Here is a 25,858-nt window from a genome sequence, read left to right on the forward strand (position 1 = left end):
CGCTACAGTGTCTCGCATGTCAGGAAACACGTCCCCCAGTTATCGCGACCGCAACTCCACGGCCGACCGGGCACTCGACATCCTGACCATGTTCGACGACGTCCATCTGGTCGTCTCCGGGACGGCCGTGGCCGAGCGGCTCGGCGTGGCACGCTCCACCGCCTACCGCTACCTCCAGAGCCTCGTCGCCGGACGTTTCCTCGAAGAGGCCCCCGGCGGCGGGTTCCGGCTCGGCCTGCGGGTGCTGGAGATCGCCCGGCTGGCCCGCCGCAGCTACGGCCTCTCCGAAGTCGCCATGCCGTCGATGGAGGACCTCGCCGTCGAGACGCACGAGACGGTCCTGCTCACCCGCCGCACCGGCGACCTCGTCGTGTGCGTGGACCGCGCGGAGAGCACCCGCGCGGTCCGCATCTCCTACGAGCGCGGCAGCGCTCTGCCCATCAACGCCGGTGCCTCCGCCCTGGTGCTGCTGGCCTGGAGCCCGGAGGACGAGGCCCGCCGCCTGCTTCAGAACGCCGAAATGCGGCGGTTCACCCCGGCCACCCTCACCGATGTCGACGCGCTGATGGAACGCCTCGGCCGCATCCGCCGCATCGGCTACTCCGTCACCCGCGGCGAACTCGACCCCGACGTGGTCGGCATCGCCGCCCCGATCCGGGACGAGAACAAGAACGTGGTCGCGGCCGTCAGCGTCGCCGCCCTCGCCTCCCGCGTGTACCCGGAGGCCGAGGCGGAGATCGCCCAGAAGGTCCTCGCCACCGCACAGGAGATCAGCGACCGGATGGCCGTCGTCGCCGGATGACCCCGTTCCTGCCGGAGTCCGCCGCTCGGGGCCTTCACCTGATCCGAGCGCGGTCCGACCGGACGGCCTAACCGGCGTTCGACCTGCGCCGTCGGCCGCTTCGGGGGAGGCCCGAGTGGGCGGCGGACCGGAACACCTCATGGTGGGACCGGAATCGTCGCCGAGTTCTGCCTTCTCGCGTGACGACGGGCCGTGCCTCGGTCGGGCACACACTGGTCGCTGCCGAGAACGGGTGCGGACTCCGGCCTGGTTGTCTGTCAGCCGGTGGGTACCACCTGGGCGGCGAGAACGGCCGCGGCCATCAGCTCCTCGCGGGGTGCGTCGGAGGCGGCGTTGACGGCGAGGCCCTCGGCGGTGGCCATGAGGAAGCGGGCCAAGGTCTTGCAGTCGGTGTCGGCGGGCAGGTCGCCGTCCGCCACGGCCTTTTCGAATCGGTCCTGGACGGCCCGCCGGTAGTCGTCGCGCGCGGCCTTGAGCACCTCCACGATCGCGCGGCCGTCCTCGCCGGAGGCTAGTCCTGCCTGCACGGTCAGGCAGCCACGGGGCTTGCCCGGTGTGGTGTACGCCTCGACCAGCCCAGTCAGTAGCCGCAATGCCACTTGGCGCGCCGTGGGCTGCGCCAGCGCCTCACGGGAAAGAGGCGAGCGCGCCTGGGCATAGCGGTCCAGCACTTTCTCGAAGAGTTGCTGCTTGTTGCCGAAGGCCGCGTACAGGCTCGGCGGCCGGATGTCCATCGCCGCGGTCAGGTCGGCGATCGAGGTGCCCTCGTAGCCCTGGCGCCAGAACAGCTCCAAAGCCACATCCAGTGCGGCCTCCTCGTCAAAAGCACGTTTGCTGCCTCCCCTGGGCATGGCCTCTCCATTCTCGTCCGGCTCCTGTGCGGCCCCGGTTGCACATTCACTTTAGTGGTCGTTACAGTGTAGCTGTTCACCGCTTTAGCGATCGCTAAACTGAAAGTAAGGGGTGCCCGTCATGGGCAAACTGGACGGCAAGACCGCGGTCATCACCGGCGGAAGCAGCGGAATCGGCCTGGCGACCGCCAAGGCGTTCGTCGCCGAGGGTGCGCACGTGTACATCACCGGTCTCGACGCCCAGGAACTGGTCGGGGCCCGGGCCGAGATCGGCGGCGACGTCACAGCCGTGCAGGTGGACATATCCCGCCTGGAGGATCTCGACCGGCTCTGGCAGCAGGTCGAGCGCGAGCGGGGAGGCGTCGACATCGTCGTCGCCAACGCCGGACGCGGTGAGCAGGCCACGTTGGCCCAGGTCACGCCAGAGCATTTCGACCGGCTCTTCTCCATCAACGCCCGAGGCACATTCTTCACCGTGCAGAAGGCGTTGCCACTGCTCAACGACAACGGCTCCGTCGTCCTGATGGCGTCCGCCGGACACCTGAACGGAGCGGCGGAGCGCACCGTCTACAGCGCCACCAAGGCCGCCATCCGCTCCTTCGCCCGCACCTGGGCGAGTGAGCTGAAAGGGCGCGGGATCCGGGTGAACACAGTCAGCCCAGGACCGATCGACACGCCCGCGCTCGACACCCAGGACGACCCGGACGCTCTGCGCGCCGCCCTCGCAGCCATGGTGCCCCTGCGCCGTCTGGGCAGGCCCGAGGAGATCGCCGCGGCGGTGCTGTTTCTCGCCGCCGACGACAACCGGTACACCACCGGCTTTGACCTCGTCGTCGACGGCGGCCACACCCAGATATGACCACCACCAACAAACCGGCTTCAAAGCCTTCTTGAGGAGAAACCCATGACCGACATCACGACCTGGCCGCATCACGCACTCGGCAAGGAGCTGAGCAACTGGGGGCGGTGGGGCGACGACGACGAGATCGGCACCCTGAACTTCATCACGCCCGCCAAGCGCGTCGCCTCCGCGCAGCTGGTCAGGACAGGAAAGACCTTCGACCTGGGCATGTCGTTCGGCAAGGAGGGCCCGGCCGGCCCGAACACCTTCCGCAACAACCCCCAGCACATGATGACGCTGGTGCCCTCGGACAGCGCCGGTGCCCCCGACGGCATGTTCGGCACCGACGACCTGGTGGTCATGAGCCTCCAGGCGGCCACCCAGTGGGACGGCCTCGCCCACATGGGATACGGCGGCCACTTCTACAACAACGTCCCGGCCGCCGCGGTCAACAACTTCACCGGCGCCTCTCGGGACTCCTTCGCCGCAGTGGCCGGACGTCCCATCTCGCGCGGGGTGCTCCTGGATATCGCCGCGCTCAAGGGCGTCGACCGCCTGGCGGACTCCTACGAGGTCACCGCGGCCGACCTGACGGCGGCCGAGGAACGCCAGGGCGTACGTGTGGAGTCCGGTGACATCCTCTGTGTGCGCACCGGGTGGCACCGGTGGTTCGCCGAAGGCGACCGCGACCACTACATGGGCGAGAACGAGGCCGGTCTCGGCCTGGATACTCTGCGCTGGCTGTACGACCGCGAGGTCGCCGCCGTCGCCGTGGACAACTGGGCCGTCGAGGTCTACCCGTCCCCCGTCGAAGGCACCTACGCCCCATTCCACCAGGTAGCGATCCGGGACATGGGCCTCACCCTCGGCGAGATGTGGGACTTCGAGGCCCTCGCCGCCGACTGCGCCCAGGACGACGTCTGGGAGTTCCTCCTGTGCGCCCCCGGCCTCAAGATCACCGGCTCGGTCGGATCGCCCATCACCCCCATCGCCCTCAAGTAGCGGCCGCGAGTCGGCCGACCGGGCTCGTGAGGCCGTTGGCGAGCGTCAGCCATCCCTCAGTGAAACCCATCGTCCCGTAGACGGACGGCCCTGCCCCCTCGACCCTCGGGCCGTCCCTCCACGGGCATCGAGCAAGGAGTGAGGTCCCATGAAAACAACCGGCAACACCGCTGTGGTGCTGCAGTTCTTCGAACGCTTCGCCGCAGGGAACGCGCAGGATGCGTTGACCCTGCTGGATGAGCAGGCGGTGTGGTGGGTGTCGGGCAAGCCCGACCAGTACCCATCAGCCGGCCCCCACACAAAGGACGAGGTCCTCCAGCTGCTGGGCCGGGTGGGGCAGGCCCTGCCGAACGGTGTGGAGATCCAGGTCACCTCCACAACGGCACAGGACGACCGGGTCGTGGCGGAGGTCGCGAGCCGCGGAGTCTCCGCCGCCGGGAAGGTCTACGACCAGCGGCTGGTCTTCGTCTTCCAGTTGCAGGACGGCAGGATCTACCGCATCCGTGAGTACCTCGACACCCTCCACGCCCACGACGTCCTGGTGGCCCACTGAACGCCTGCCACGTCAGACACCTGCGCCGGTGGATTCCGGGCGGCAGACACAGCAGTAGAAACCCTGTTCACGCTATGGAAGGCGGTTCCTGAGATGGCATCTCCCCGATTGACGATAGACATGTGGGCCGATGTGCTCTGCCCCTGGTGCTACGTCGGTGAGCATCGTCTGAGCACCGCGGTCGCGCGGTCCCCGTACGCGGCCGAGATCGAGTTGAAGATCCACACGTGGCAGCTCGACCCGAACGTCCCCACCGAGGTCTCGTGGATCCCGGAGTACCGGGTCAGGAAGTTCGGGGTCACCCCCGACCAGGCGCGGGCCATGGAAAGTGAGGTGGCCGGGCAGGCCGCCGCCGACGGCCTGCCCTACGTTCTTGACCGACCCGTGCGCAACACCCTCGACATGCTGCGCTTGGTCCACCTCGGCAACGAGCACGGTGTGGGCTGGCAGTACATGGCGGCGATGCACGCCGAACTGTTCGGCAGCGGCAACGCCGACACCTTTGAGCACGAGACGCTGATCCGCCTGGGCGAGGGACTGGGTGTCCCCGGCAACGAGATCCGCGACGTCCTCGCGAGCGACCGCTATGCCGCCGCTGTACAGGCCGACCACGCCGCCGCGGTGGCCCTGGGCGCACGTGGCGTCCCCTTCACCGTCCTCGGCAACCGGCTCGGCATACCCGGCACGGCCGGCGTCCGCCAGTACACCGACGCCATCGACCAGGCATGGGAGCTCGTCAATGCCTGACACGCCGTCCGCCCCGCCGCCGCTGCAGCTCATCGACACCGGGCCGGCCGGCGGTTGGTGCGATGCGGAGACCGGAATCTGCAGCATCGCCTCGGAGCCCCATGCCCCGGACCTGGCCTCCTTCGGAGAGCGTCCGCCCGGTGCAGACGAAGCGGGTTGCCTTCCCGACTGAACGCGGCGCATGAACTGCCTGCTGCCTACGGACGCAGGAGAGCAGAGGGCCCGTGCCGAACGGAGTCAGACAATGGCACACTTCACGCAGCGGCATCGGGGATGAGTCCGCCGATCTCCCGCTTGCTGACGTTGACGAACGAGGGTCCGAATTCTTCGGTTGGTCCCCGCGGCCGCTGGTCCCTCATCCTCCCCAGGGCCCTACTGCGCTCCGTGTCTGGTGAGACCGAATGTCCAGGCTGGACCTCCGTCTTAAGGGCGCGGGCGTGACGCGCATGCCGTCATGCGGCCAAGCAGCAGCGGGGGATGGTTTTTGGTGCAGGTCGAGTGACGACGCTGACTGTTACCGCCAGCGGACTCAGCCGCCAGGCCTGACAGTGGAGAGCCCTTCTCCCATCTCAGACGCCGAGCACGCGTCCTCAGGGGCCGAGTCATCCCAAGCCGGAACGAGGAGCTCTGTCCGCCGTGCCCCGTAAATGTGGTGCGGGTCACATTGGAAACGGTGACGTTTTCTCTGGCGCCTGGCTAGGCTGATGCCATCCAAAGAGAACGGCACCGTTTTGCGAAGGGATGGGGCGGGTCATGACCGAGCAATCGACGGCTCGCCGCAGCCGCTTCACCCCCTTGCGTGCGGCGCAGCTCTACGACGCTGTGCTCGACCTCCTGCGCGAGGTCGGATACGAGGCGCTCTCGATGGAGGCCGTGGCCACCCGGGCACGGTTCAGCAAGGCCACGCTCTACCGTGACTGGGGTGGGAAGCCGCAGCTGGTCGCCGCCGCGATGAAGTACCACAGGCCGAGGCAGATCGACACGATCGACACCGGCTCGCTGCGCGGCGACCTGTACGCGCTGGCCGACCAGTCCCAGAACGGGGAGCACGCACAGAGTGCCGCCGTGCACCTGGGCGTGGGACACGCGATCTATGACAACCCCGAACTCCGTCACACCCTGAGAGAGGTGATGCTCGACCCCATCCTCGACGACATCCATGCCATCCTCCGACGCGGCGTCGACCGAGGTGAAGTCGCCCCGGACAACCCGGCACTTGATCTCGTCCCGTCGATGCTGGCCAGCGTCTCCATCGCTCGTCCGCTGATCAGCGAAGCGACTCTGTCTCGCGCTGACTCGAGGCGGTTCATGGAAGCCCTGGTCTTCCCCGCCCTCGGCATCTGACCCATCCCCCCGGGTCCTTACGCGCCGACCTTCCCCACCGTCGGCGCATGCACATCACCAAGCACCACCCACTTTCCCCGCCTTCGGCCTCCCCGTGCTGTCGGCTTCCCGCGCCCTGCCCGGCCAATGACGGCCCCGTGCTCAAGGCGCCCCTCCTTCCCGCTGTGTCCCTGCACAGCTGAGCCCCCCCACCTGACGCGCACCGCTCACGTCGTCGGGCCACCCCCGCACGCCCTCATGCCCTGACGGCGTTCCCAACGACCTGACCGAGAGAGCACCACCATGGCCACATTCCTGTACAGACTCGGGCGTTCCAGTTTCCGGCGACGCCATCTCGTCCTCTTCGTCTGGCTCGCCCTGCTGGGCGCGGCGATCATCGCCGCCCTGAGCGCGCCGGCCACGAAGGCGCTGCCCTTCACGCTGCCCGGGGCGGAGTCCCAGAAGGCGTTCGACCTGCTCGACGAGCGGTTCCCCGGCTCCAGTTCGGACGGCGCCACCGCGCGGATCGTCTTCAAGGCCCCCGAGGGGCAGACCATGACCACGTCGGCCAACAAGGCCGAGGTGCAGAAGGTGACCAAGGAGATCACGAGCGGCTCCGACCAGGTCGCCTCCGTGGTCGATCCCTACACCGCCGGGGCCGTCAGCAAGGACGGCTCGACGGCCTACATCTCCGTCACCTACAAGGTGACCGCGGCCGAGGTGGACTCCGACTCCCACGACGCGCTCGATAAGACCGTCGAGAAGGCCCGCGCGTCAGGGCTGACCGTGGAGGCCGGTGGAAACGCCGTCAAGGTCGCGTCCCACGGGGCGGCCGCCGAGGTCATCGGCGTGATCGTCGCGGCGGTCGTCCTGGTGATCACCTTCGGCTCCCTGGTGGCCGCCGGGCTGTCCCTGCTCACCGCGCTGATCGGCGTCGGCATCGGCTTCCTCACCCTCGCCGCGCTGAACTCGCCTCTCGAACTGGGCGACAACGCCGGGGTGTTGGCGCTGATGCTGGGGCTTGCGGTCGGTATCGACTACGCGTTGTTCATCGTCTCCCGCTACCGGTCCGAACTCGCCGAGGGGCATCCGAAGCAGGAGGCGGCCGCCCGCGCCGCGGGCACCGCGGGCTCCGCGGTGGTCTTCGCGGGTCTGACCGTGGTCATCGCGCTGGCCGGGCTGGCCGTCGTCAACATCCCGATGTTGACCAAGATGGGTATGGCTGCCGCCGGAGCGGTCACCATCGCGGTGGTCATCGCCATCACTCTGGTCCCCGCCATGCTCGGCTTCGCCGGAGACAGGGTGCTGTCCCAGCGCAAGGCCGGTAAGAAGACCGGCAAGGTCAGGGGTGGCGCAGGCGACATGGAGGCCACGGGAACGGCCAAGTCCCCGATGGGTGTGCGCTGGGCGCAGTTCGTGCTGCGCCGCCCCGTCGCCGTCCTGCTGGCGGGTGTGGTTGGCCTCGGTGTGATCGCCATTCCGTCGGCCTCCATGACCCTCGGCCTGCCCGACGACGGCGCCCAGCCCACCGACACCACCCAACGCCGCGCCTACGACCTTCTCTCCGAGGGCTTCGGTGTCGGCTTCAACGGCCCCCTCGTCGTCGTGGTCGACGCCGCCCAGAGCGACGACCCGAAGACGGCCGCCGGAGAGGTGGTCTCCAGGATCGGCAAGCTCGACGACGTGGCCGCCGTGGCGCCGGCCCGCTTCAACCAGGCCGGCAACACCGCGATCATCACCACCATCCCGTCGTCCAAGCCCGCCTCCGAGGCCACCGAGAAGCTGGTCGAGCACATCCGTGACGCCGGCACCGCCATCGAGAAGGACACCGGCGCGAAGCTGCTGGTTACCGGCCAGACCGCGGTGAACGTCGACTTCTCCCAGAAGGTCAACGACTCCCTCATCCCCTACCTGGCCCTCGTCGTCGGACTCGCCTTCCTGCTCCTTATGGCCGTCTTCCGCTCCGTGCTGGTTCCACTCAAGGCCGCCCTGGGCTTCCTGCTCTCGGTGCTCGCCGCCCTCGGCGCGGTCGTCGCGGTCTTCCAGTGGGGCTGGCTCGCGAGCGCGATCGGCCTGGAGGAGACCGGGCCCATCATGAGCCTGATGCCGATCTTCATGGTTGGCATCGTCTTCGGGCTCGCCATGGACTATGAGGTCTTCCTGGTCACCCGGATGCGGGAGGCGTATGTCCACGGCGAAGGCCCCGGGCAGGCCATCCTGACCGGCTTCCGCGACGGAGGACGTGTGGTCACCGCCGCCGCCGTCATCATGATCGCCGTCTTCTCCGGTTTCATCGGCGCGGCCGGGGCCATGATCAAGACCATCGGCTTCGGCCTCGCCGTCGCCGTGCTCTTCGACGCCTTCGTCGTGCGCATGGCCATCGTCCCGGCCGTCCTGGCCCTGCTCGGCAAATCCGCCTGGTGGCTGCCTGCCTGGCTCGACAAGCTCCTGCCGAACGTGGACGTCGAGGGCACCAAGCTCGCCACGTCCCCCGCATCCGACCCGGGTTCGGGACCGGAGAGCGACGAACACCGGCAACCCGCACGCGTCTGATCCCCGCACCGAGGCCCCGGGCACGTGGTGGCGACCCGCCCGTGCCTGGGGCCCGACCGGACTCGCACCCTTCTCATCACCCCGTGGACGCCCACACCCCCCACTGGAGACGTCCGGCATGATCACCGTCCTCATCGCCGACCCCCACGCCCTGCACCGCCTCAGCCTGCGCACCCTCCTCACCTCACATCCCGGCCTGACCGTTGTCGGCGAGGCGGACAGCGGCGCCGAGACGGCCCGTCTGCACGACGTACTGCGCCCGCAGGTCGTCTTGCTGGGCAGCGGCCTGCCCGCCCCCGAGGTCATCACGACCGTCCGCCGCCTCAGACTGACCCGCGTCGTTGACTCAGGGCCGCCGCGCGTCCTTGTCCTGAGCTCGGCGCACGGCGAGGAACACGCCTACGACGTCCTGCGCGCCGGAGCCGACGGCTACCTGCCCGCCACGGTCGCCCCAGACGAAGTGATCTCGGCCCTCTCCACCGTGGCCGCCGGGGACGTCGTCGTCCCCCCGGGCCTGGCCCGCGCTCTCATCCACGCCGTCCGCTGCGGCCCGCGCCCCGAGGCCCTGGAGCCGAAAGGACGACTGGAGGACCTCACCGAACGCGAACGCGACGTCCTGGCCGCCGTCGCCGCCGGACACTCCAACACCGAGATCGCCGCGCAGTTGTGCATCGCGCCGACCACGGTCAAGTCCCATGTGAGCAGCATCCTCACCAAGATCGGAGCCCGCGCCCGCGTCCAGGCGGTGATCTTCGCCTACGAATCCGGACTCGTACGGCCTCCCCGAACCACCTCTGCCGACCGCCCCTCCGGCTCAACCCCCCACCGAATGACGCATCGTGAGGAACCGACATGCGCGTACTTCTCGTCGAGGACGACCCCGCCATCGCCGACCCGCTGGAACGCGGCCTGAAGCGCTACGGCCACACCGTGCGCCGGGCCGCCACTGGACGGGATGCCCTGCGCGCCGGGACCACCTGGGACATGGTCCTGCTCGACCTGGGCCTGCCCGACATCGACGGCCTAGATGTCTGCAGGCGACTGCGCGCCGTCGGCGACGACGTCTCCCTCATCATGATCAGCGCACGCGACAGCGAGACCGATAAGGTCGTCGGCCTCGAACTCGGCGCCGACGACTACCTCGTCAAGCCCTTCCTGGTACGGGAGTTGATCGCCCGGATGCGCGCGGTGCAACGCCGCCGCGCGAGCACCCCGCCGCCCGCGCCGGAACCCTTCGAACCCGGCAGCCCCGGCGTGGTGATCGCTCTGCCCACGCCCGGACGGACAGGCGACCGGCACGGCCGGGTGGTCATCGACCGTCAGGCCCACCGCGCCTTCCTGGACGGTACCGAAGTTGCCCTGACGCCAAGGGAGTTCGCCCTGCTCGCCTTTCTCGCGGAGCGGCCGGAAGTGCTCGTGACGCGTGAGAGCATCATGGCCGCCGTGTGGGACGCCAACTGGTTCGGCCCGACCAAGACCCTCGACACCCATATCTATTCCCTGCGGCACAAGTTCGGTGACGCCCTGACCATCCAGGCCGTACGCGGCGTCGGCTTCCGCCTGATGGCCGCCCCCGGTACGGTCACGCACCCCTCCGTGTCCTGACTGGGTCGATGCTGGAGCAGTGCAGGACATGGGCCATAACTCAAGTCGCGGTGTTCCTTCGAGGAGACGCTCCGACTGGGATGCTCCCGACAACTGCCACCTTCAGTGTCGTTGCGGGGCGGACGCACTGACACGCGCTCAGCGCGTCCGCAACCTCGACGTGGTAGCGGTCGCCGGAGGCATGCCGATTTCGATCTTCCCCTCGTTCGTCATGAGACCCCGCCCGTGGAACGCACCATGTCGTGCGACTCGACCAGCCTTTCGTGCATTCACGTCCGGCTCCTTCGGAGGTGGCGCCGATCAGCTCAGGTGAACGGGAGCGCCTGTGTGAATCGATTCATTACCTGCAGGTCTGTGAGCGTGTGATTGGCGTCAGAGTCGGTGGACGAGCTAGTCATCAGTGTCCATGTGGCGACATTAAAGCAGTCCGAAACGTTTAAGTAACCCCATTGACTCGAATCGTGCCCTCTCACTAGCGTGCGCCGAAACGTTCCAAACCGGCGGAGTGCTGCGGATGCCTCCGGCATGTGTGCCGCCCGCAGACCTGCCTGACAGGTTCACTGACAAGGAGGGAACGGCATGCCTCTCAACAGGTCGGCCACGCGTCGTCAGGTGGTGGGTTCCGCTGCTGCGGCCGTGGTGCTCGGCATGATGACCCCGGCGCGCAGCGCCGCGCTTTCCGGTGCCCCGTCGGCCACGGCCGCCGGCACCGGGGACGGCTGGACGGCGCAGTGGATCGGGCGGGACACTCCGCCCGTGGCGCCCGAGCTGGGCAGGCAGAACCCCGCGCCGCTGCTGCGCCGCAAGTTCGCACTGGGCAAGCGCGTCGTACGGGCGGAGTTCAGCATCGTCGGACTGGGCTACTACGAGGCGTGGATCAACGGCCACCGCGTCGGTGATCAGGTCCTGGACCCGCCGCCGTCGGCGTACGACCAGACCGCGTACTCGCGCACGTTCGACGTCACGAAGGCGCTGCGCAGCGGGGACAACGCCCTTGCCGTCACCTTGGGCCGCGGCTACCTCAGCACCCCGGCGACCACTCCGACCACGATATTCGGCCTGTCCAAGGCCCCCTGGACACAAGAGCCCCGACTGCTGGCGCAACTAGACATCGTCTTTAGCGACGGCACCAGACGCCGGGTCGTCAGCGACGACACGTGGAAGATCACCGACGGGCCCACGCTCGACGCGCTGTACTTCGGTGAACACTACGATGCCCGCCGGGCCAGACCCGGCTGGACGAACGCCGACTACGACGACTCAGGGTGGGAGGACGCGCAGGTGCAGCCGGCCCCCACCAAGCAGGTGGTGCCCGCCGACATGCCCCCGGTCAAGGTCACCGACACCTTCGACCCCGTCGGTTCCACGAAGCTGAAGACCGGCACCCAGGTCTACGACTTCGGCCGGACCACGGCCGGCTGGGCCCGCATCAAGGTCAGCGGGACGGCCGGAACGACGGTGACCCTCATCTACGGTGAGCAGCTCAACGACGACGGCACCGTGTTCCAGTCGGGCATGCTCGGTCCCGCCGACGTCAGTCACCTGGATTCCTACACCCTGGGCGGCAAGGGAGTTCAGACGTGGGAACCCAGCTTCACCCGGCACGGGTTCCGCTATGTCGAGGTCTCCACCTCGGCACCTCTGACCTCGTTCGAGATCGAGGCCCGCGTCGCGCACACCGCGGTGGCGTCGACCGGCCGCTTCGACTGCGCCAACCCGGTGCTGAACAGAATCAACGCCAATCAGCGTGCGTCCCTGCTGGACAACATGTGGGGCATTCCCAGCGATACACCCTGGCGGGACCGGCAGGGCTGGACCGCCGATGCCTACCTCTACCTGGACTCGGCGGCCCTCAATTTCGACGTCGAGGGCCTGTACCGCCAGTGGTTGCGGACGTTCCGGGAATCCCAGCGGGCCGATGGCGCCCTGCCGGTGATCGCTCCGAACCCCGGCGGCTTCCCCCTGTGGAACGACCCGTCCTGGTCGGGCACGCTGATCTCCTCCACCTGGACCCACTACCAGCACTACGGCGCCACCGGGGTGCTCTCCGACAATTACCCCGCCATGGCGCGCTGGCTCGACCTGATGCGCACCACCATCGCCGGGACGAACGGCCTGTACACCGGTTTCTCCTTCGGAGACTGGTCACCGCCCGGCGCGGAGAACGCCACCACCGTGGCCCTCAGGCCGCCGGAGGGCTCCCTGCTGACTGCCAACGCGGATCTTTACCACGAGGCCCGTCTCCTGGCCCTCATCGCGAGGGAACTGGGTCACTCCGGCGACGCCGCGCGGTTCGACACCATGGCCGACGCCCTGGCCGAGAAGTTCAACGAGAAGTTCCTCGACGCCGACACGGGCGTTTACCACACCCCCGTGGAAGCCGGATACCGCCAGACCTCCAACCTGGTGGCTCTGGCGTACGGGCTGGTACCCGACGAACACCGGGACAAGGTCTTCGCCAACCTCGTCAAGGACATCACCGACCGGGGCGATCACCTGAACACCGGGGCCATCGGCACCAAGCTGCTGCTCCCTGTCCTGACGGAGAACGGCCGCGCCGACCTGGCCTACAAGATCGCCGCTCAGACGGACTACCCCAGCTGGGGCTACTGGGTGAAGCAGGGTGCCACCACCTCGTGGGAGACCTGGTCCATGACCAAGAAGGACTTCTCGATGAACCACCCCTTCCTGGGCACCGTGGACGACTGGTTCTACCAGCACCTGGCGGGCATCCAGGCGGCTGCTCCCGGCTACGCCAAGCTGCTTGTCGCGCCGGTCGTGCCGGACGACCTGCGGTATGCCTCAGCCCAGGTGACGACCCCGCGCGGCGAGGTCAGCTCCTGCTGGCGCAGGCAGAACGGACGACTGACCCTCACCGTGACGGTGCCCGCGGGGACACCGGCCGAGGTCCGGGTCCCGCTCACGGACGGAGCACGGGGGGTCACCGCGGGCCGGGGCGCGACCCGCGCGGAGCGGAAGGACGATTACGTTGCCTACAACGTGGGGGCCGGGACACACGTCTTCCACGTGTCCTGACCAGGCATCGGGCACCCGAGTTCGCCCTGGCAGGCGGGCTCGGGGCCCGATGAGCGGTCGGCCGGTTCAGGTGGACCGACGGACGACGACCTCAGCCGAAGCCGCACTCTCCCAGATCGTGCGGCCGAGCGGTGTCCGCCGACCGTTCAGCTCCGCCTCCAGCCAGACGCGCACACCGTCGAGACGGTCGGAATCGACCAAGCGCGCCGTTGTGAGCGCGGGCAGCGCCAGGCGGCCCTCCACGGTGTCCTCGGCGCCGATGACCGCCACATCCGACGGGACCCGCCAGCCGAGATCCGAGGCTGCGGCCAGTACGGCCAGTCCATGGCGGTCGTCGGCCGCACAGATCGCCGAGCTCGGCAGCCTGCCGAGCGCCGACAGGGCCGTCACTGCCCGCGGGCGGTCGAGTGGCAGAGTGAACACCTCCGGCTGCGGCATCCCGCGCCGCTCGCATTCCTCTCGTACACCCTGGAGTCGCTGCTCAGCCACCACGCGTCGGCTCGAAGGTTCAGGAAACGCGTACCGGATCCTTTCGAAACCGCGTTCTGCCAGGTGCGCCGCCTGGGCGCGGCCGATCGACCGTTCCCAGGGCCGGTCCGCCGCCTCCGGATCGCCCTCGACGGCGGGGAAGCCGAAGACATGCCGGACTCCGGCGGCACGTATCTCCTCACAGGTCCGCACGGTCACGAAGGCGAACAACGCGACACCGACAGGCTGCAACGCCGCGACTACCTTCACCGCCTCCACCTCCTGCAGCAGCGTGTGCGTGACGACGGTGTAGCCGAGGGCGGACAAGGCGCCGACGACCGCACCGTTCCAGCGCTCGCTGACATCGCCCACGAAGGTCGGGTCGAGAACCACCAGGACGACGTTCGAATGCCCGCGGCGCAGAGCAGTACCCACAGGGTTGCGCACGTACCCGAGTTCGGAGACTGCTGCGGCCACGCGCCGCTTCGTCTCCTCACTGATCGTCTGGGACTCCTTGCCGTTCAGCACATAACTAACCGTGGCCACGGAGACCCCGCTGAGCTTCGCCACGTCCCGAATCGTCGGACGGCGTACCCCGGCACCCACTCGACCAGCCCCTGTTCCTCGACTCCGGCCAGGGTATGCGCTGCTCAACGCGGTGAGCCGGGTCCATCCCGCGCTGCGGCAAGCGTGACACCAATCTCCCGGCCGAGTACACCTAGCGCAGTACGTCGATGAGCTTCTCGCACAGGCTCTTGGCGTCGTCCAGAGCCTGGCGGCACATGCCCTCGGTGAGCACCAGGCGCTGGCCGATGCGCGCGGAGGATCCGGGTACACGGGTCAGGTACTTCTCGTCCACGATGCCGTCGTTGTGGGTGAAGACGTGCCGGGCAGCCCAGGTTTCGAGGAGGCGCTGCCATGTCTGCGGGCCGAGGGCGGAGCGCACGTCGGGGTAGCCGGCGGTGAGGATCAGGTCGGCCATGGGGTCGAGGCGTTGGAAGATCGCTCCTTTGCCGTTCAGCAGAGCAGTCGCGTTCGGCACGGTCGCTTGGAAAAGCGCGGATGCCAGGGCCTCCACGGTTCCCACCACGTTCTCGACGGTGTCGACCCAGTTGCGTGTGAGGACTCCCTGCTCGCGAAGCGGGGCTTTCACTTCAGGGGAAAGAGCTTCCAGTGCGTCCAGACGGGCGGCGTCGGCCAGGAGCGCGTCGAAGGCTACCGATGCGGCTGGGAGCTGACCGCACACGGGGCAGTATCGGTGCTCCCCGAAGACGGCGTACTGGATGTGGCAACCCGCGCATGTGCGGACGCGGATCAGTTGCTCTTCGTCGATCCCTGGCAGAGGGCGGGGAGAGAAGGGCCGCGACTTGTATGAAAAGGAGATGCTGCCGCCTCGCGACCTGCGGGCAACGTCGCTGAACATCTTGTCCAACTCGTGGCTGACCCTCTGCATGGCGTAGTCGCCTGCGGCTTGCATGACGCGCTCGCGCTGCTGCTCGGTGATGAACTCCGAGTGCTCCGCATGGTGTCCGCAGTAGACGCACCAGAGGGTCAGGTCCTCAGGCAGCGCCTTGTACTGCTGGGCATCCATGCGGAAGATCAACGCGCATTCCGGGCACTGGCGGCCAAGGAACCCGTTGTCATCCAAAGGGATGCTGATCTGCATCTTGAACGAGTCGTTCTGGTGGTCGACCAGCTCCACGCCGTCGGCCATTCTGATCCTTCGGTTGTTGCGCATGAGTTGATTGTTCTCCTCGGCACTGACATCGCCGCCTGTTCGACGGGGAGTTCGCGGGTCAGCGGTGGCAGGTGGCGCGTTCCTTGAAGAGCTCGAAGCCTCGCTGAAGCATCGTGACGGTGCGATCCGTGGCCCAGAACAACACCTTTGGGGAGCTCGTGAGCTGTGTGAGATTCACGCGGCCCTGGGTGGCGACGACGCTGCGCTCCAGGATGCTGAGGGTGCCGTAGACGTCGCCGTGAGCCAGTGAACTGCAACCGCTCCACACGGCCTCCGCCTGGTCGGCGCCCATGGGGGTGAAGGTGCCTGCTTCACGCACGATCTCCGAGTACGTGGCGGGCTTCAGGGCGCTCTTCGCGGCGGCCGGGTCCGTCCCCGCGTTGACGACGAGGTCCGTCAGCTGCTGCATCCGTACGGCTGGCGATCGCTTGGGCTGCTGTTGCAGGAGCGCGGTCATGCGGTCGGACTTCTTGTGCTCGCCGGCCTGTAGGCACAGTCGCCGCTGGACGCGTACCAGGCGCAGGGCCGGCCCCAGCATCCATACTGCTCGGGCGCTGTTCTCGATGGCGCCACGCAGTAGTGAGTACTGCCCGTGCGTGTGGAGCGTGATGGACACCGAGTTGCCCTGCGGGTCGCCCGCGAAGGTCGAGCGGAAGCAGTGGAGGTGGTCCACAGCCACGCTCAGCGCGTTCCAGGCGTTGTGGGAGATCTGGTACGGGTCTGTCTTGGCATCGTCCGCGGCGAGGGCGCTGCCCGGCTGGACCTGCCACTGTTTGGAGTCGGTCTGGGTGAGGCTTTCGTACGGTCGGGCGCTGTCCAGCAAGGACAGGATCCGCCGGAGGAATTGATCTTCCTCGGTCGTGATTGTCACATCTTCAGGTTATGGGTGTTGCTCATGGTGATGCGCGGCATTTACGTGAGCCGGTGATTCGTCAAGGACGCAGGTCGGGGCGCCCAGTTGGTGATAGAGGCAGGCTGCCTTGATACTCGGGTCACGTCTTCCCGCGGCCCGGTGCGGTCGTTTTCAGGAAGACGCGCCAACTTCCGTGATGCGTGATGTCAATACCGGAGGCGGCGCTGCGCTCTCCGTGATCTCGCGCCGACCCCAGGGCCGACACGGATCAGGCCGGGCCTTTCGGGGGTCCTATCGAGTGCGCAGATGTTGTCGCTCGGCATCTGGCTCGTCGTCCGGACCCGGTCTCCCACACGCCGGGACAACCGACGGGCGGAACCCGCACCCCGCACGACCACCACCCTGGCGTTCGTTGTCGGCGTGGTGGGCGGCGTCTACGGCATCGGCGGCGGCTCCATCCTCAGTCCCGTGCTCGTCGGCCGCGGAGTCCCGGTCGCCAAGGTCGTCCCGACTGCTCTCTCATCCACCTTTGTCACCTCGCTGGTCGGCGCCTCCGTGTACGCCCTGCTGTCTCTGGCCCACGCCGGCGGCATCGCGCCTGCTGGTACCTCGGTCTCGCCTGCGGCCTGGGCAGCCTCCTCGGCGCCCGCCTCCAGCCGGGCCTCCCCGAGACCCTCCTCCGCCTTCTCCTCGGCAACCTGGCTGCGGCCCTCGTCATTCTCTACGCATTCAACGTACTGCGCTGAACCACTTGGGCAACCTTCGCCCACCGAAACAACTGGCTATCAAAATACCGATGGTGTGCGGTAAATCTCGGTGACCCCATTGTTCAGCGTGGCGAAATTTGATGGGTTGGTTGCGGGACCCGCCAAATGTGAGCGCCGTCAGTAGACCCTTTGTGAATGAACCCAATGTTCCGCGAGCATGCGTTCCCGGTTCCGCCGCCTGCGCTCAATGGCGACTCGTCAAATCGTCCACGATTTCCTCGTGAGCACCGAGCATCGCGGAAATCCTCGGCCCGCTTGTACATTGCGCCCGACGGACAGGCCGACACGCAGGCCGGGTTGAGGCAGTGCTCGCACAGACGGGGCAGGTGGAAGAGGAATGTCTGCTCGAACTCGAACTTCACCTTCTGTGCCCAGGCCCCGGACAGGTTGGGGTCGGCGCCGGCGTTCTCGGGTGCTCCGCCCAGGCCGTCCTCCCAGTTGGCGCCCCAGGTGATGGCCGTGGGAGTTCCGGTGAGGACCGACCGAGCGGGGGCGGGCGACCGGGATGTCCTTCTGGGCGGGGGCGTTGACGAGGTTGTCGTAGTCGTAGCGGCTCGTAGTAGTCCTCGATGGACGGCAGGTCCGGATTGGAGAACAGCGACAGCAGCCGCTTGACGCGACCACCGGAGCGCAGGACGAGGCGTCCGCGCCTGTCGAGCATCCAGCCGCCCTTCCACTGCTCCTGGTCCTCGTAGCGGCGGGGGTAGCCGACGCCGGGCTTGGTCTCGACGTTGTTGAACCAGGCGTACTCGACGCCGGTGCGGTTGGTCCACGTCTGCTTGCAGGTGACCGAGCAGGTGTGGCAGCCGATGCACTTGTCGAGGTTCATCACCATCGCGATCTGGGCCATGACCCTCATGTCAGTACTCCACTTGCTGGCTGCGGCGGCGGATGACGGTGACCTCGTCGCGCTGGTTTCCGGTCGGGCCGTAGTAGTTGAAGGCGTAGGTGAACTGCGCGTAGCCGCCCGCGAGATGGGTGGGCTTGAGCAGCAGCCTGGTGAGCGAGTTGTGGATGCCCCCGCGCTTGCCGCTGACCTCGGTCCTGGGCACGTTCACGTTGCGGTCCTGGGCGTGGTGCATGTACACGGTGCCCTCAGGCATGCGGTGCGTGACGACTGCCCGGGCGGCGACGACGCCGTTGCGGTTGTACGCCTCGATCCACTCGTTGTCCTTCACACCGATCTTCTCGGCGTCTTGCGTGGACATCCAGATCGTGGGGCCGCCGCGGGACAGGTCGAGCATGTACTTGTTGTCCTGGTAGTTCGAGTGGATGGACCACTTCGAGTGCGGGGTCAGATAGCGGACGGTGACCTCGGCGCGGCCGCCCTCGTGCAGTTGCTCATCGCCGTAGTGCCGAGGCGTGTTCAACGGGGGCCGGTAGACGGGAAGTTGCTCGCCGAGTTCGGCCATCCAGTCGTGCTGGACGAAGAAGTGCTGGCGGCCGGTGAGGGTGTGCCAGGGCTTCTTGTGCTCGGTGCTGATGACGAACGGTGAGTAGCGGCGACCACCCGTCTCCGAGCCCGACCACTCGTACGACGTCATCACCGACCGCGGCTGGGTGCGGGTGTCGGCGAAGGTGATCCGCTCGGCCTCGCGTTCGGAGGCGAGGTCCACCAGGCCCTCGCTGCCGGTCTGCCGCTCCAACTCCCGGAAACCCTCGGCGGCGAGGCGGCCGTTGGTGGTGCCGGACAGAGCGAGGATCGCCTCGCACATGTCGGAAGCGGTGGCCAGTGAGGGACGGCCGACGGCGACTCCGTCACGGACGGTGCCGTTGCGGTGGCGCAGTTCCTCGATCTCCTGATCGGGGTGGACGGTCACGCCCTTGGTGGTGGTGCCCAAGGAGTCGAGCAGCGGGCCGACGGCACGCATCTTCTGCGCGATCGCCGCGTAGTCGCGCTCGATGGTGACCAGCTTGGGCATGGTCCGCCCCGGGATCGGCTCGCACTCGCCGGTCTTCCAGCCCCGTACGACACCGCCTGGCTGGGCGAGTTCGTCAGGAGTGTCGTGCAGCAGCGGCACGGCCAGGACGTCAGTGCGGGTGCCCAGGTGCTCGGCGGCCAGCTCGCTGAACCTGTCGGCGATGGTCAGGAACGTGTCGTAGTCGGTGCGGGCCTGCCACGGCGGGGCGATGGCCGGGGTGAAGGCGTGCACGAAGGGATGCATGTCGGTCGACGACAGGTCGTCCTTCTCGTACCAGGTCGCGGCCGGCAGGACCACGTCGGCCATCAGCCCGGTGGACGTCATCCGGAAGTCCATGCAGACCAGCAGGTCGAGCTTGCCCTCGGGCGCCTCCTCCCGCCACACCACGTCCTTCGGCCGGTGCTCGGGCGGGGTCTCCTCGGAGCGGACCGCCGCGTCCGTGCCCAGCAGGTGGCGCAGGAAGTACTCGTTGCCCTTTCCGGAGGAGCCGAGCAGGTTCGCCCGCCAAACGGTCAGCACGCGGGGGAAGTTGGCTGGGTCGTCAGGGTCCTCGGCGGCGAACCGCAGCCGTTTCGACTTGAGCTCGTCGACGATGTGGTCGGCGACCTGCTTTCCCTGGGCCTGAGCTTCGTCCGTCAGGTCCAGCGGGTTGCGGTTGAAGCCGGGGTGGCCGGGGGTCCAGCCCAGTCGCACGGCCTGTGCGAGGCAGTCGGCGAACCCCTTGCCCGTGAAGCGCCCCTTGCCGAGCGAGGAGGCCAGCTCTTCGGGGCCGAAGGTCTCATAGCGCCACTGGTCGGAATTCAGGTACCAGTACGAGGTGCCCGCCATGTGCCGGGTGGGCCGCTGCCAGTCGAATGCGAACGACAGGTGCTGCTGCCCGGTCACCGGGCGGACCTTCTCCTGGCCGACGTAGTGCGCCCAGCCGCCGCCGTTGACGCCCTGGCGGCCGGTCATGGTGGTCAGCGCCAGGAAGGCGCGGTAGATGGCGTCGGAGTGGAACCAGTGGTTGGTGCCGGCACCGAGGGCGATCATCGAACGGCCCTGGGTGCGCTCGGCGTTGCGGGCGAACTCCCGGGCGATCCGGGCCGCCTGCTCGGCCGGCACGGAGGTGATCGTCTCCTGCCATGCGGGGGTGTACGGCTGCGACGGGTCGTCGTAGGCGCGCGGCCAGACACCCGGCAGACCGGGCCGGGCCACCCCGTACTGGGCGAGCATCAGGTCGAACACGGTCGTGACGAGCCGTCCGCCGATCCTGCGCACCGGCACCCCGCGGACCATCGTCGAGCCGCCCTCGGTGGAGCCCTCGTCGAAGCGCGGCAACGCCACCCGTACCCTGTCTTCGGCTCTCGAGCAGGCTCAACTCGGGCACGGTGTCGCCCAGATCGAGGTTCCAGCGACCCTGCCCGGCTTCCCCCCAGCGGAAGCCGAGCGAGCCGTTGGGCTCGACCGGCTCCCCTGTGGCCGAGTCGAGCAGGACGGTCTTGGACTCGGCGTGCTCGGTGTCATGGCCGAGGTCGGCTTCCGTCAGGAACCCGTCGGGGACGAGCCCACGGTCGTGCTCGCGCAAACTGACGAGGAACGGGGCGTCGGTGAACTTGCGCAGGTAGTCCTGGAAGTACGGCACTTCACGCTCGACCAGGAATTCGCGCAGGATGACGTGTCCCATGGCCATCGCCAGCGCCCCGTCCGTGCCCGGGTGCGGGGCGAGCCACTCGTCGGCGTGCTTGACGTTGTCCGCGTAGTCGGGGCTGACCGCGACGACCTTGGTGCCGTTGTACCGGGTCTCGGTGAGGAAATGCGCGTCCGGGGTGCGGGTGACGGGGATGTTGGACCCCCACATGATCAGATAGCCCGCGTTCCACCAGTCCGCTGCCTCGGGGACATCGGTCTGGTCGCCGAAGACCTGCGGCGAGGCGATCGGCAGGTCCGCGTACCAGTCGTAGAACGACAGCAGCGTCCCGCCGATCAGCGAGTGGAAGCGGGCGCCGGCCGCGAAGGAGGCCATGGACATCGCCGGGATCGGGGAGAAGCCGGCGACGCGGTCCGGACCGTATGCCATGATCGTGTGCACCTGTGCGGCGGCGACCAGTTCGCTGACCTCGTCCCAGTCGGCGCGGACCAGGCCGCCCTTGCCGCGGGCCCGCTTGTACGCACGTGCCTTCGCTGGGTCGGCGGTGATCTCGGCCCAGGCCGCCACGGGGTCGCCGAGCCTGCGCCGCGCCTCACGCCACAGCTTCAGCAACTCGCCCCGCACGTACGGGTATCGGACCCGGCTGGGCGAGTAGGTGTACCAGGAGAACGACGCGCCACGCGGGCAGCCGCGCTGCTCGTACTCGGGGCAGTCCGCGCCGATCGACGGATAGTCGGTGGCCTGGTGCTCCCAGGTGATGATGCCGTCCTTGACGTACACCATCCACGAGCAGGAGCCGGTGCAGTTGACCCCGTGGGTGGAGCGCACCACTTTGTCGTGCGCCCAGCGGTCCCGGTAGAAGCCCTCCCACTTGCCGTCGTTGGTGCCGAAGACAGCGCGTCCGTCAGCCGACACCTCACGACGGGTCAGAAGCCTGCGGGCGGCCAGCGGCTATCCCTCCGCGACGCGTCCATGCGGGGGACGCGCTGTCTTGTCGTTGTCCATGCGGCGAACCTAGAGGGCCTGCGCCATCCGGCGCCCGGGTCCACAGGTCCCCGCCGGATGCCCCTCCGGCCCAGTCCGGGCCGCGGCAACAGGGCCTAAAGGTCCCGGTGCCGGGCCGGTCGGCCGAGGTGACCGGCGCGGTCGGCGTTGCCTGATCGTGGCAATCGAACCGGAGGTACCCGGACGATCGCGCCACGCCTCGGACCGGCTCATCCCCCCGTCTCCGGCCCAAACAGGCGCGGCGTAGGTGCTGTACCGCTCGTTGCGGTCGCTGTCCGGCCGCCTGCTTCGTCCGCCGTGTCGTCAGGTGGCCGGACCGGCACCGTTCGGGGGCCGCGGTGATCTCGTGAGTGTCTCCGGGCGGTATGCCCAGGCCGTGTCCCACTGCGACCCTTTTGAGCTGAGCACCGATATCACCGGGGATTGGCTGTGCCCGGTGGCCAACTTCGGGGGCTTGCACCACTGTTCGTGATCGCCGGCCCACGACCTCCGTCCGGTGACCAGCTCCCCCGGAAGCCGTGTTCAGACAGAAGTTGACCGACCGACACCTTGGCCGGCAGACGCAGTCACTCCTGCCGGTCGAGTGCGTGAAAGACGTCGTCCTGGAACATCGGCTCATCCTCCATGCCGGGACCCGTCGACATCCGGCCGGGCGGCCTGCATCTCGTCTCGCTGACAGGTATGTGTGGGCCTGTTTTGGGGGGACTGTCGGGACCGGCGGTCGGGGACAGACGGCCCACCCCGCCGGGGCACCCTGGCGCGGAGAGTGGGCGCGGGGCCTTGTCGGGTGCGTTCCCTGCGGCACCCGCGATCCGGCGGCCCGACACCGCGAACGCGAGAGAAGGACGACATGCCCCGACCACCGAGGCAGCACAACGACACACCGATACCCGCGACGTCCGTACCAGGCAGAGCCTGGCTGATGCTGGCTCTGGCCACCATCGGATTCGCCGTCAACTTCTGGGCCTGGGCGCTGCTCAGCCCGCTGGGCCCGCGCTTCAAGGACACCCTGGAGCTGTCGTCCTTCCAGCAGTCGCTGCTGGTGGCCGTGCCGGTAGTGGTCGGCTCGCTGGGCCGTATCCCCGTCGGGGTGCTCACCGACCGGTTCGGCGGACGAGTGATGTTCCCGCTGGTCTCCGCCGCCACCATCGTGCCGGTCCTCTACCTCGGCCTGGCCGGGCACTCCCCGCTGTGGGCGCTGCTGGCCGGCGGGTTCTTCCTCGGCATCGGCGGCACCGCCTTCACCGTCGGAGTGCCGGTCGTCAACGCCTGGTTCCCACCCGAACGGCGAGGCCTGGCCATCGGGATCTTCGGCACGGGCATGGGCGGTACCGCGATCAGCGCGCTGACCACCGTCAAGCTCGTGGACGCGCACGGCATGGCGAACCCGTTCCTGATCACCGCCGCCGTCCTGGCCGGATACGCGGTGATCGCCGCGCTGCTGCTGCGCGACGCACCCGGTCGCACGGTGCCCGACCAGCCGCTGACCCGCCGCCTGGCAGCCACGTTCGACCTGGCCATCACCTGGCAGGCATCCGCCCTGTACGCCGTGGCCTTCGGCGGCTACGTCGCCTTCTCCGTGTACCTGCCCACCTATCTCAAGACCGGCTACGGGCTGTCGCAGGCGGACGCGGCCAACCGCATGGCCGGGTTCGTGCTGCTGGCGGTGGCGATGCGGCCGATCGGTGGCTGGCTGTCGGACCGCATAGGACCGGTGCGGGTGCTGGGCGGCGCCCTCGCCGCAGTGCTGGCTGGCGCGCTCGTGCAGTCGCTCGCCCCGCCGCTGATGCCGCTCGGCACGCTCGCCTGCCTGGTCATGGCCGGTGCGCTTGGCGCCAGCAGCGGCGCGGTCTTCGCCCTGGTGGCCATGCTCGCCCCGGCCGGCACGGTCGGATCCGTCACCGGCGTCGTAGGAGCCGCCGGCGGCCTGGGCGGATTCGTGCCGCCACTGGTCATGGGCGGGCTGTACGGCGCCTACGGCTCCTACGCCGTCGGCTTGCTCCTGCTGGCCGTGGTGGCCGCCGCGGTGCTGGCGTTCACGGGCAGCGGCGTACGCAGCCACCTCACCCGCTGCGTGCCCGCCGCGCGGCCGGACTGAGATGACCGAACAGGGGCGTCCTGCCCCGTGTGCGAGTTCTGTGGATGTCAGTCCCTGCCCGTGATCGATGACCTCACCCGGGAGCACGACGCGGTCGTGACCCTCATCAGCCAGGTGCGGGACGCGCGGCGTGGCGATGACAGGGACCGGATGGAGGAGCTGGCCCGGCTGATCACTCCGCTCCTGGCCCCGCACACCGAAGTCGAGGAGCACGGCCTGTTCCCCGCTCTGGCCGACGAGTTTGATCAGTTGCTCTACCAGGCGGAGTGCCGATCTCACGGCTGACCTCGGGCGTTGTGGTGGGTGAGGGTGTGCCAGCGGCGTTGGAATTCGGGGGTGTGTTGGGTGATGTAGGTGGGGGTGATGGGTCGGTTGTATTGGCCGGTGATGTGTTGTGCCATGCACTGGCGGGAGATGTCGTCGGCGGATGGGGTGTCGTGGTGTGTGCGGTGGGTGATCCAGAGGTTGTAGATACGCCAGTTCAGAAAGTGGCGGCGGAGGTTTGAGGGGCTGATGGGTTTGTTCCCTCGTCCGAGGAGTCCTTGGGCGGCGAGGTGCGTGGAGAGTTGTTCGGGGGTGGGCTCGGTGCCGTGTTGGGTCTGGTAGTTCATCCATTGCAGGTAGTAGCGGTCGGTCAGGGTCAGACGGCTGCTGCTGGGCGGTCGGTGCGGTGAGTTGAGGCTGCGACTGCCGGTCTGCAGATTGCGTTCGTCGGTTGGGGCGTCAGCTCGCGTGCCGTCAACCGGTGTGAGCAGTAAGGGTGTGAGCGGTCTCCGGCGGCCGTGGGCAAGGGGCGGTTGTGCTGGAGGTGGGGCGGCGGAAGTTGGAGGGCAGGGAGAGGTGAGGCGGCCGGGGGTGGAGTCCGTGGCCGTGTGGTGCGTGGTGGAGCCGCTGGCTGTTGGGTGGTCTCCCGTCCCGCTCGCGGCGTCGTCTTCTGGATGCGGAGGTGCGGGGACCGCAGTGTCCGGAGGGACGCAATCCAGGTTGTGGTAGCGCTCAGGTGGGGCTGCGGAGCCGTGGTCCTGTTCCTCGTGTGGGTCCGGTTCGACTGCCGGCATGGCGTGTGGCGCGTTGAGTGAGGCAGAGCAGCTCGCGGGGCTGCGGTGGGTGGTCTCAGGTGCTGCCGGCGTGTGGTTGGCGGTGGAGGTGTCTCTGCCGGGTTCGGGTATGTGGTGGTCTTGCCGGTCCCGCCCGGCCCAGTATGTGGGCGTGGATGCGGTGCGAGTGCTGAACGCCTCGTAAATGGCCCGGAGTTGCTCCGCCTGGGACTTGGAGGTGGGCGACTTCTGGGTGCGGACCGTGTGGGTGGGGATCACCGCGTGGGTGATGAGCGGTGGAGGGGGACTGGGCTGGGTTCGTCCAAGTCGTGTTTCGGCGTACGCGTTGTTGCGGGGCCGTGGGCGGCCCTCGGAAGCAGCGGCTGGGGCAGGCCGTGGTTGTACGCCGGCTGCTGGGTCGCCGGTGGCGGGTGCGAGGCTTGTGGGTGAAGGTGGGGTGTGGGGGAGGGGGATGCCGTAGCGGGTGAGGCGGAGGGGGAGCAGTGCTTCTATCGGGGCTTTGTGTCGCCAGGTGCGTCCGTAGCGGCTCCTCAACCGGGCCTGGTACAGCAGGCGTTGTTGCTCAAGGGTGAGGGCTTGGGTGTAGGAGCGTTGTTCCCACAGTTTCATGCGCCGCCACAGCAGGAACGTGGGCAAGGGTGCCAACAGCCAGCGGGCGGGGCGGATGCTGTCCATGTGGGTGCCGGCGGTGATCTTAGCGAGGCGGCCGGTGGCGTGGCGGGCGGCTTCGATGGTGGTGATGAACAGCAGGGGGATGACGGCGTGCATGCCGGTGGCGAGGGGGTCGGGCCAGGCGCTGGCGGCGTTGAAGGCGATGGTCGCTGCGGTGAGGAGCCAGGCGGTGTGGCGCAGCAGGGGCAGGGGGATGCGGTGGTGGGTGAGGAGGAGGTCGAGGGCGAGCAGGACGCAGATGCCGGCGTCGATACCGATGGGGAACAGGTAGGCGAATCCACCGAATCCCTTGTCTGTGGCGAGGTCGCGGACGGCGGTGTAGGAGCCCGTGAAG

Annotated in this window: 17 protein-coding genes and 3 pseudogenes; 13 read left to right on the forward strand and 7 right to left on the reverse strand. The window is 68.4% G+C overall.

From position 1 onward, the window contains the following. Positions 1–16 precede the first annotated feature (16 nt). Positions 17–802, forward strand: a complete 786-nt coding sequence (locus IQ210_RS34770) for an IclR family transcriptional regulator (RefSeq protein WP_194083159.1) — start codon at positions 17–19, stop codon at positions 800–802. 257 nt (positions 803–1,059) lie between these two features. On the opposite strand, the gene IQ210_RS34775 is transcribed toward IQ210_RS34770, so the two are convergent. Next, positions 1,060–1,653 (reverse strand): TetR/AcrR family transcriptional regulator, encoded by a 594-nt coding sequence (locus tag IQ210_RS34775; protein WP_194083160.1) that lies wholly within the window; start codon positions 1,651–1,653, stop codon positions 1,060–1,062. Between the two features lie 121 nt (positions 1,654–1,774). Here IQ210_RS34775 and IQ210_RS34780 point away from each other — a divergent pair, with 121 nt between their 5' ends. From IQ210_RS34780 to IQ210_RS34820, 9 genes are all read left to right on the forward strand, one after another. Continuing rightward, positions 1,775–2,512 (forward strand): SDR family NAD(P)-dependent oxidoreductase, encoded by a 738-nt coding sequence (locus IQ210_RS34780; protein WP_194083161.1) that lies wholly within the window; start codon positions 1,775–1,777, stop codon positions 2,510–2,512. A 45-nt stretch (positions 2,513–2,557) separates the two neighbouring features. Next, positions 2,558–3,496 carry a cyclase family protein gene (locus tag IQ210_RS34785; RefSeq protein WP_194083162.1) on the forward strand — a complete coding sequence of 313 codons (939 nt, stop codon included), beginning with the start codon at positions 2,558–2,560 and terminating at the stop codon, positions 3,494–3,496. A 148-nt stretch (positions 3,497–3,644) separates the two neighbouring features. Next, a complete protein-coding gene (locus IQ210_RS34790) occupies positions 3,645–4,049 on the forward strand; it encodes a nuclear transport factor 2 family protein (protein ID WP_194083163.1) in 405 nt (134 codons plus the stop codon). A 93-nt stretch (positions 4,050–4,142) separates the two neighbouring features. Next, the gene (locus IQ210_RS34795) at positions 4,143–4,796 is read left to right on the forward strand and encodes a DsbA family oxidoreductase (protein WP_194083164.1); all 654 of its coding nucleotides are present in this window, start codon (positions 4,143–4,145) and stop codon (positions 4,794–4,796) included. 753 nt (positions 4,797–5,549) lie between these two features. Further along, positions 5,550–6,140, forward strand: a complete 591-nt coding sequence (locus tag IQ210_RS34800) for a TetR/AcrR family transcriptional regulator (RefSeq protein ID WP_194083165.1) — start codon at positions 5,550–5,552, stop codon at positions 6,138–6,140. Positions 6,141–6,422: 282 nt separating this feature from the next. After that, the gene (locus IQ210_RS34805; protein WP_194083166.1) at positions 6,423–8,672 is read left to right on the forward strand and encodes an MMPL family transporter; all 2,250 of its coding nucleotides are present in this window, start codon (positions 6,423–6,425) and stop codon (positions 8,670–8,672) included. Between the two features lie 118 nt (positions 8,673–8,790). After that, positions 8,791–9,585 carry a LuxR C-terminal-related transcriptional regulator gene (locus IQ210_RS34810; protein ID WP_194083167.1) on the forward strand — a complete coding sequence of 265 codons (795 nt, stop codon included), beginning with the start codon at positions 8,791–8,793 and terminating at the stop codon, positions 9,583–9,585. Beyond that, complete coding sequence (locus IQ210_RS34815; protein ID WP_194083168.1) at positions 9,525–10,277, forward strand: response regulator transcription factor; 753 nt, start codon at positions 9,525–9,527, stop codon at positions 10,275–10,277. The genes IQ210_RS34810 and IQ210_RS34815 overlap by 61 nt, the downstream gene beginning before the upstream one ends. 579 nt (positions 10,278–10,856) lie before the next feature. Beyond that, positions 10,857–13,313, forward strand: coding sequence for an alpha-L-rhamnosidase (locus IQ210_RS34820; protein ID WP_194083169.1), 2,457 nt, complete (start codon positions 10,857–10,859; stop codon positions 13,311–13,313). A 66-nt stretch (positions 13,314–13,379) separates the two neighbouring features. On the opposite strand, the gene IQ210_RS34825 is transcribed toward IQ210_RS34820, so the two are convergent. The 3 genes from IQ210_RS34825 to IQ210_RS34835 all read right to left on the reverse strand — a co-directional run bounded on the left by IQ210_RS34825 (position 13,380) and on the right by IQ210_RS34835 (position 16,390). Continuing rightward, positions 13,380–14,351: a LacI family DNA-binding transcriptional regulator gene (locus IQ210_RS34825; RefSeq protein WP_194083170.1), complete on the reverse strand. Its 972-nt coding sequence runs from the start codon at positions 14,349–14,351 to the stop codon at positions 13,380–13,382. Between the two features lie 148 nt (positions 14,352–14,499). Next, a complete protein-coding gene (locus IQ210_RS34830; RefSeq protein WP_194083171.1) occupies positions 14,500–15,519 on the reverse strand; it encodes a hypothetical protein in 1,020 nt (339 codons plus the stop codon). 58 nt (positions 15,520–15,577) lie between these two features. Further along, positions 15,578–16,390 carry a hypothetical protein gene (locus IQ210_RS34835; protein WP_194083172.1) on the reverse strand — a complete coding sequence of 271 codons (813 nt, stop codon included), beginning with the start codon at positions 16,388–16,390 and terminating at the stop codon, positions 15,578–15,580. A 234-nt stretch (positions 16,391–16,624) separates the two neighbouring features. Here IQ210_RS34835 and IQ210_RS34840 point away from each other — a divergent pair. Continuing rightward, positions 16,625–17,118: pseudogene (locus IQ210_RS34840) on the forward strand (TSUP family transporter); the annotation flags it as partial. Between the two features lie 263 nt (positions 17,119–17,381). Here IQ210_RS34840 and IQ210_RS34845 read toward each other — a convergent pair. Beyond that, positions 17,382–17,998 (reverse strand): annotated as a pseudogene (locus IQ210_RS34845) (4Fe-4S dicluster domain-containing protein); the annotation flags it as partial. A 1-nt stretch (position 17,999) separates the two neighbouring features. Then, a pseudogene (locus IQ210_RS34850) lies at positions 18,000–21,474 on the reverse strand (nitrate reductase subunit alpha). 1,072 nt (positions 21,475–22,546) lie between these two features. Here IQ210_RS34850 and IQ210_RS34855 point away from each other — a divergent pair. Together IQ210_RS34855 and IQ210_RS34860 are read left to right on the forward strand one after the other, a co-directional pair. Beyond that, complete coding sequence (locus tag IQ210_RS34855) at positions 22,547–23,794, forward strand: nitrate/nitrite transporter (protein ID WP_194083173.1); 1,248 nt, start codon at positions 22,547–22,549, stop codon at positions 23,792–23,794. A gap of 60 nt (positions 23,795–23,854) precedes the next feature. Then, the gene (locus IQ210_RS34860; RefSeq protein WP_322657385.1) at positions 23,855–24,079 is read left to right on the forward strand and encodes a hemerythrin domain-containing protein; all 225 of its coding nucleotides are present in this window, start codon (positions 23,855–23,857) and stop codon (positions 24,077–24,079) included. Here the strand turns inward: IQ210_RS34860 and IQ210_RS47565 are convergent. Continuing rightward, positions 24,070–25,858: DUF2637 domain-containing protein (locus IQ210_RS47565; protein ID WP_228048938.1), on the reverse strand; the 1,789-nt coding region annotated here is incomplete at its 5' end. The two genes, IQ210_RS34860 and IQ210_RS47565, sit on opposite strands and share 10 nt — an antisense overlap.

The organism is Streptomyces justiciae (genome assembly GCF_015163075.1).
GTDB classification, from domain to species: Bacteria; Actinomycetota; Actinomycetes; order Streptomycetales; family Streptomycetaceae; genus Streptomyces; species Streptomyces justiciae.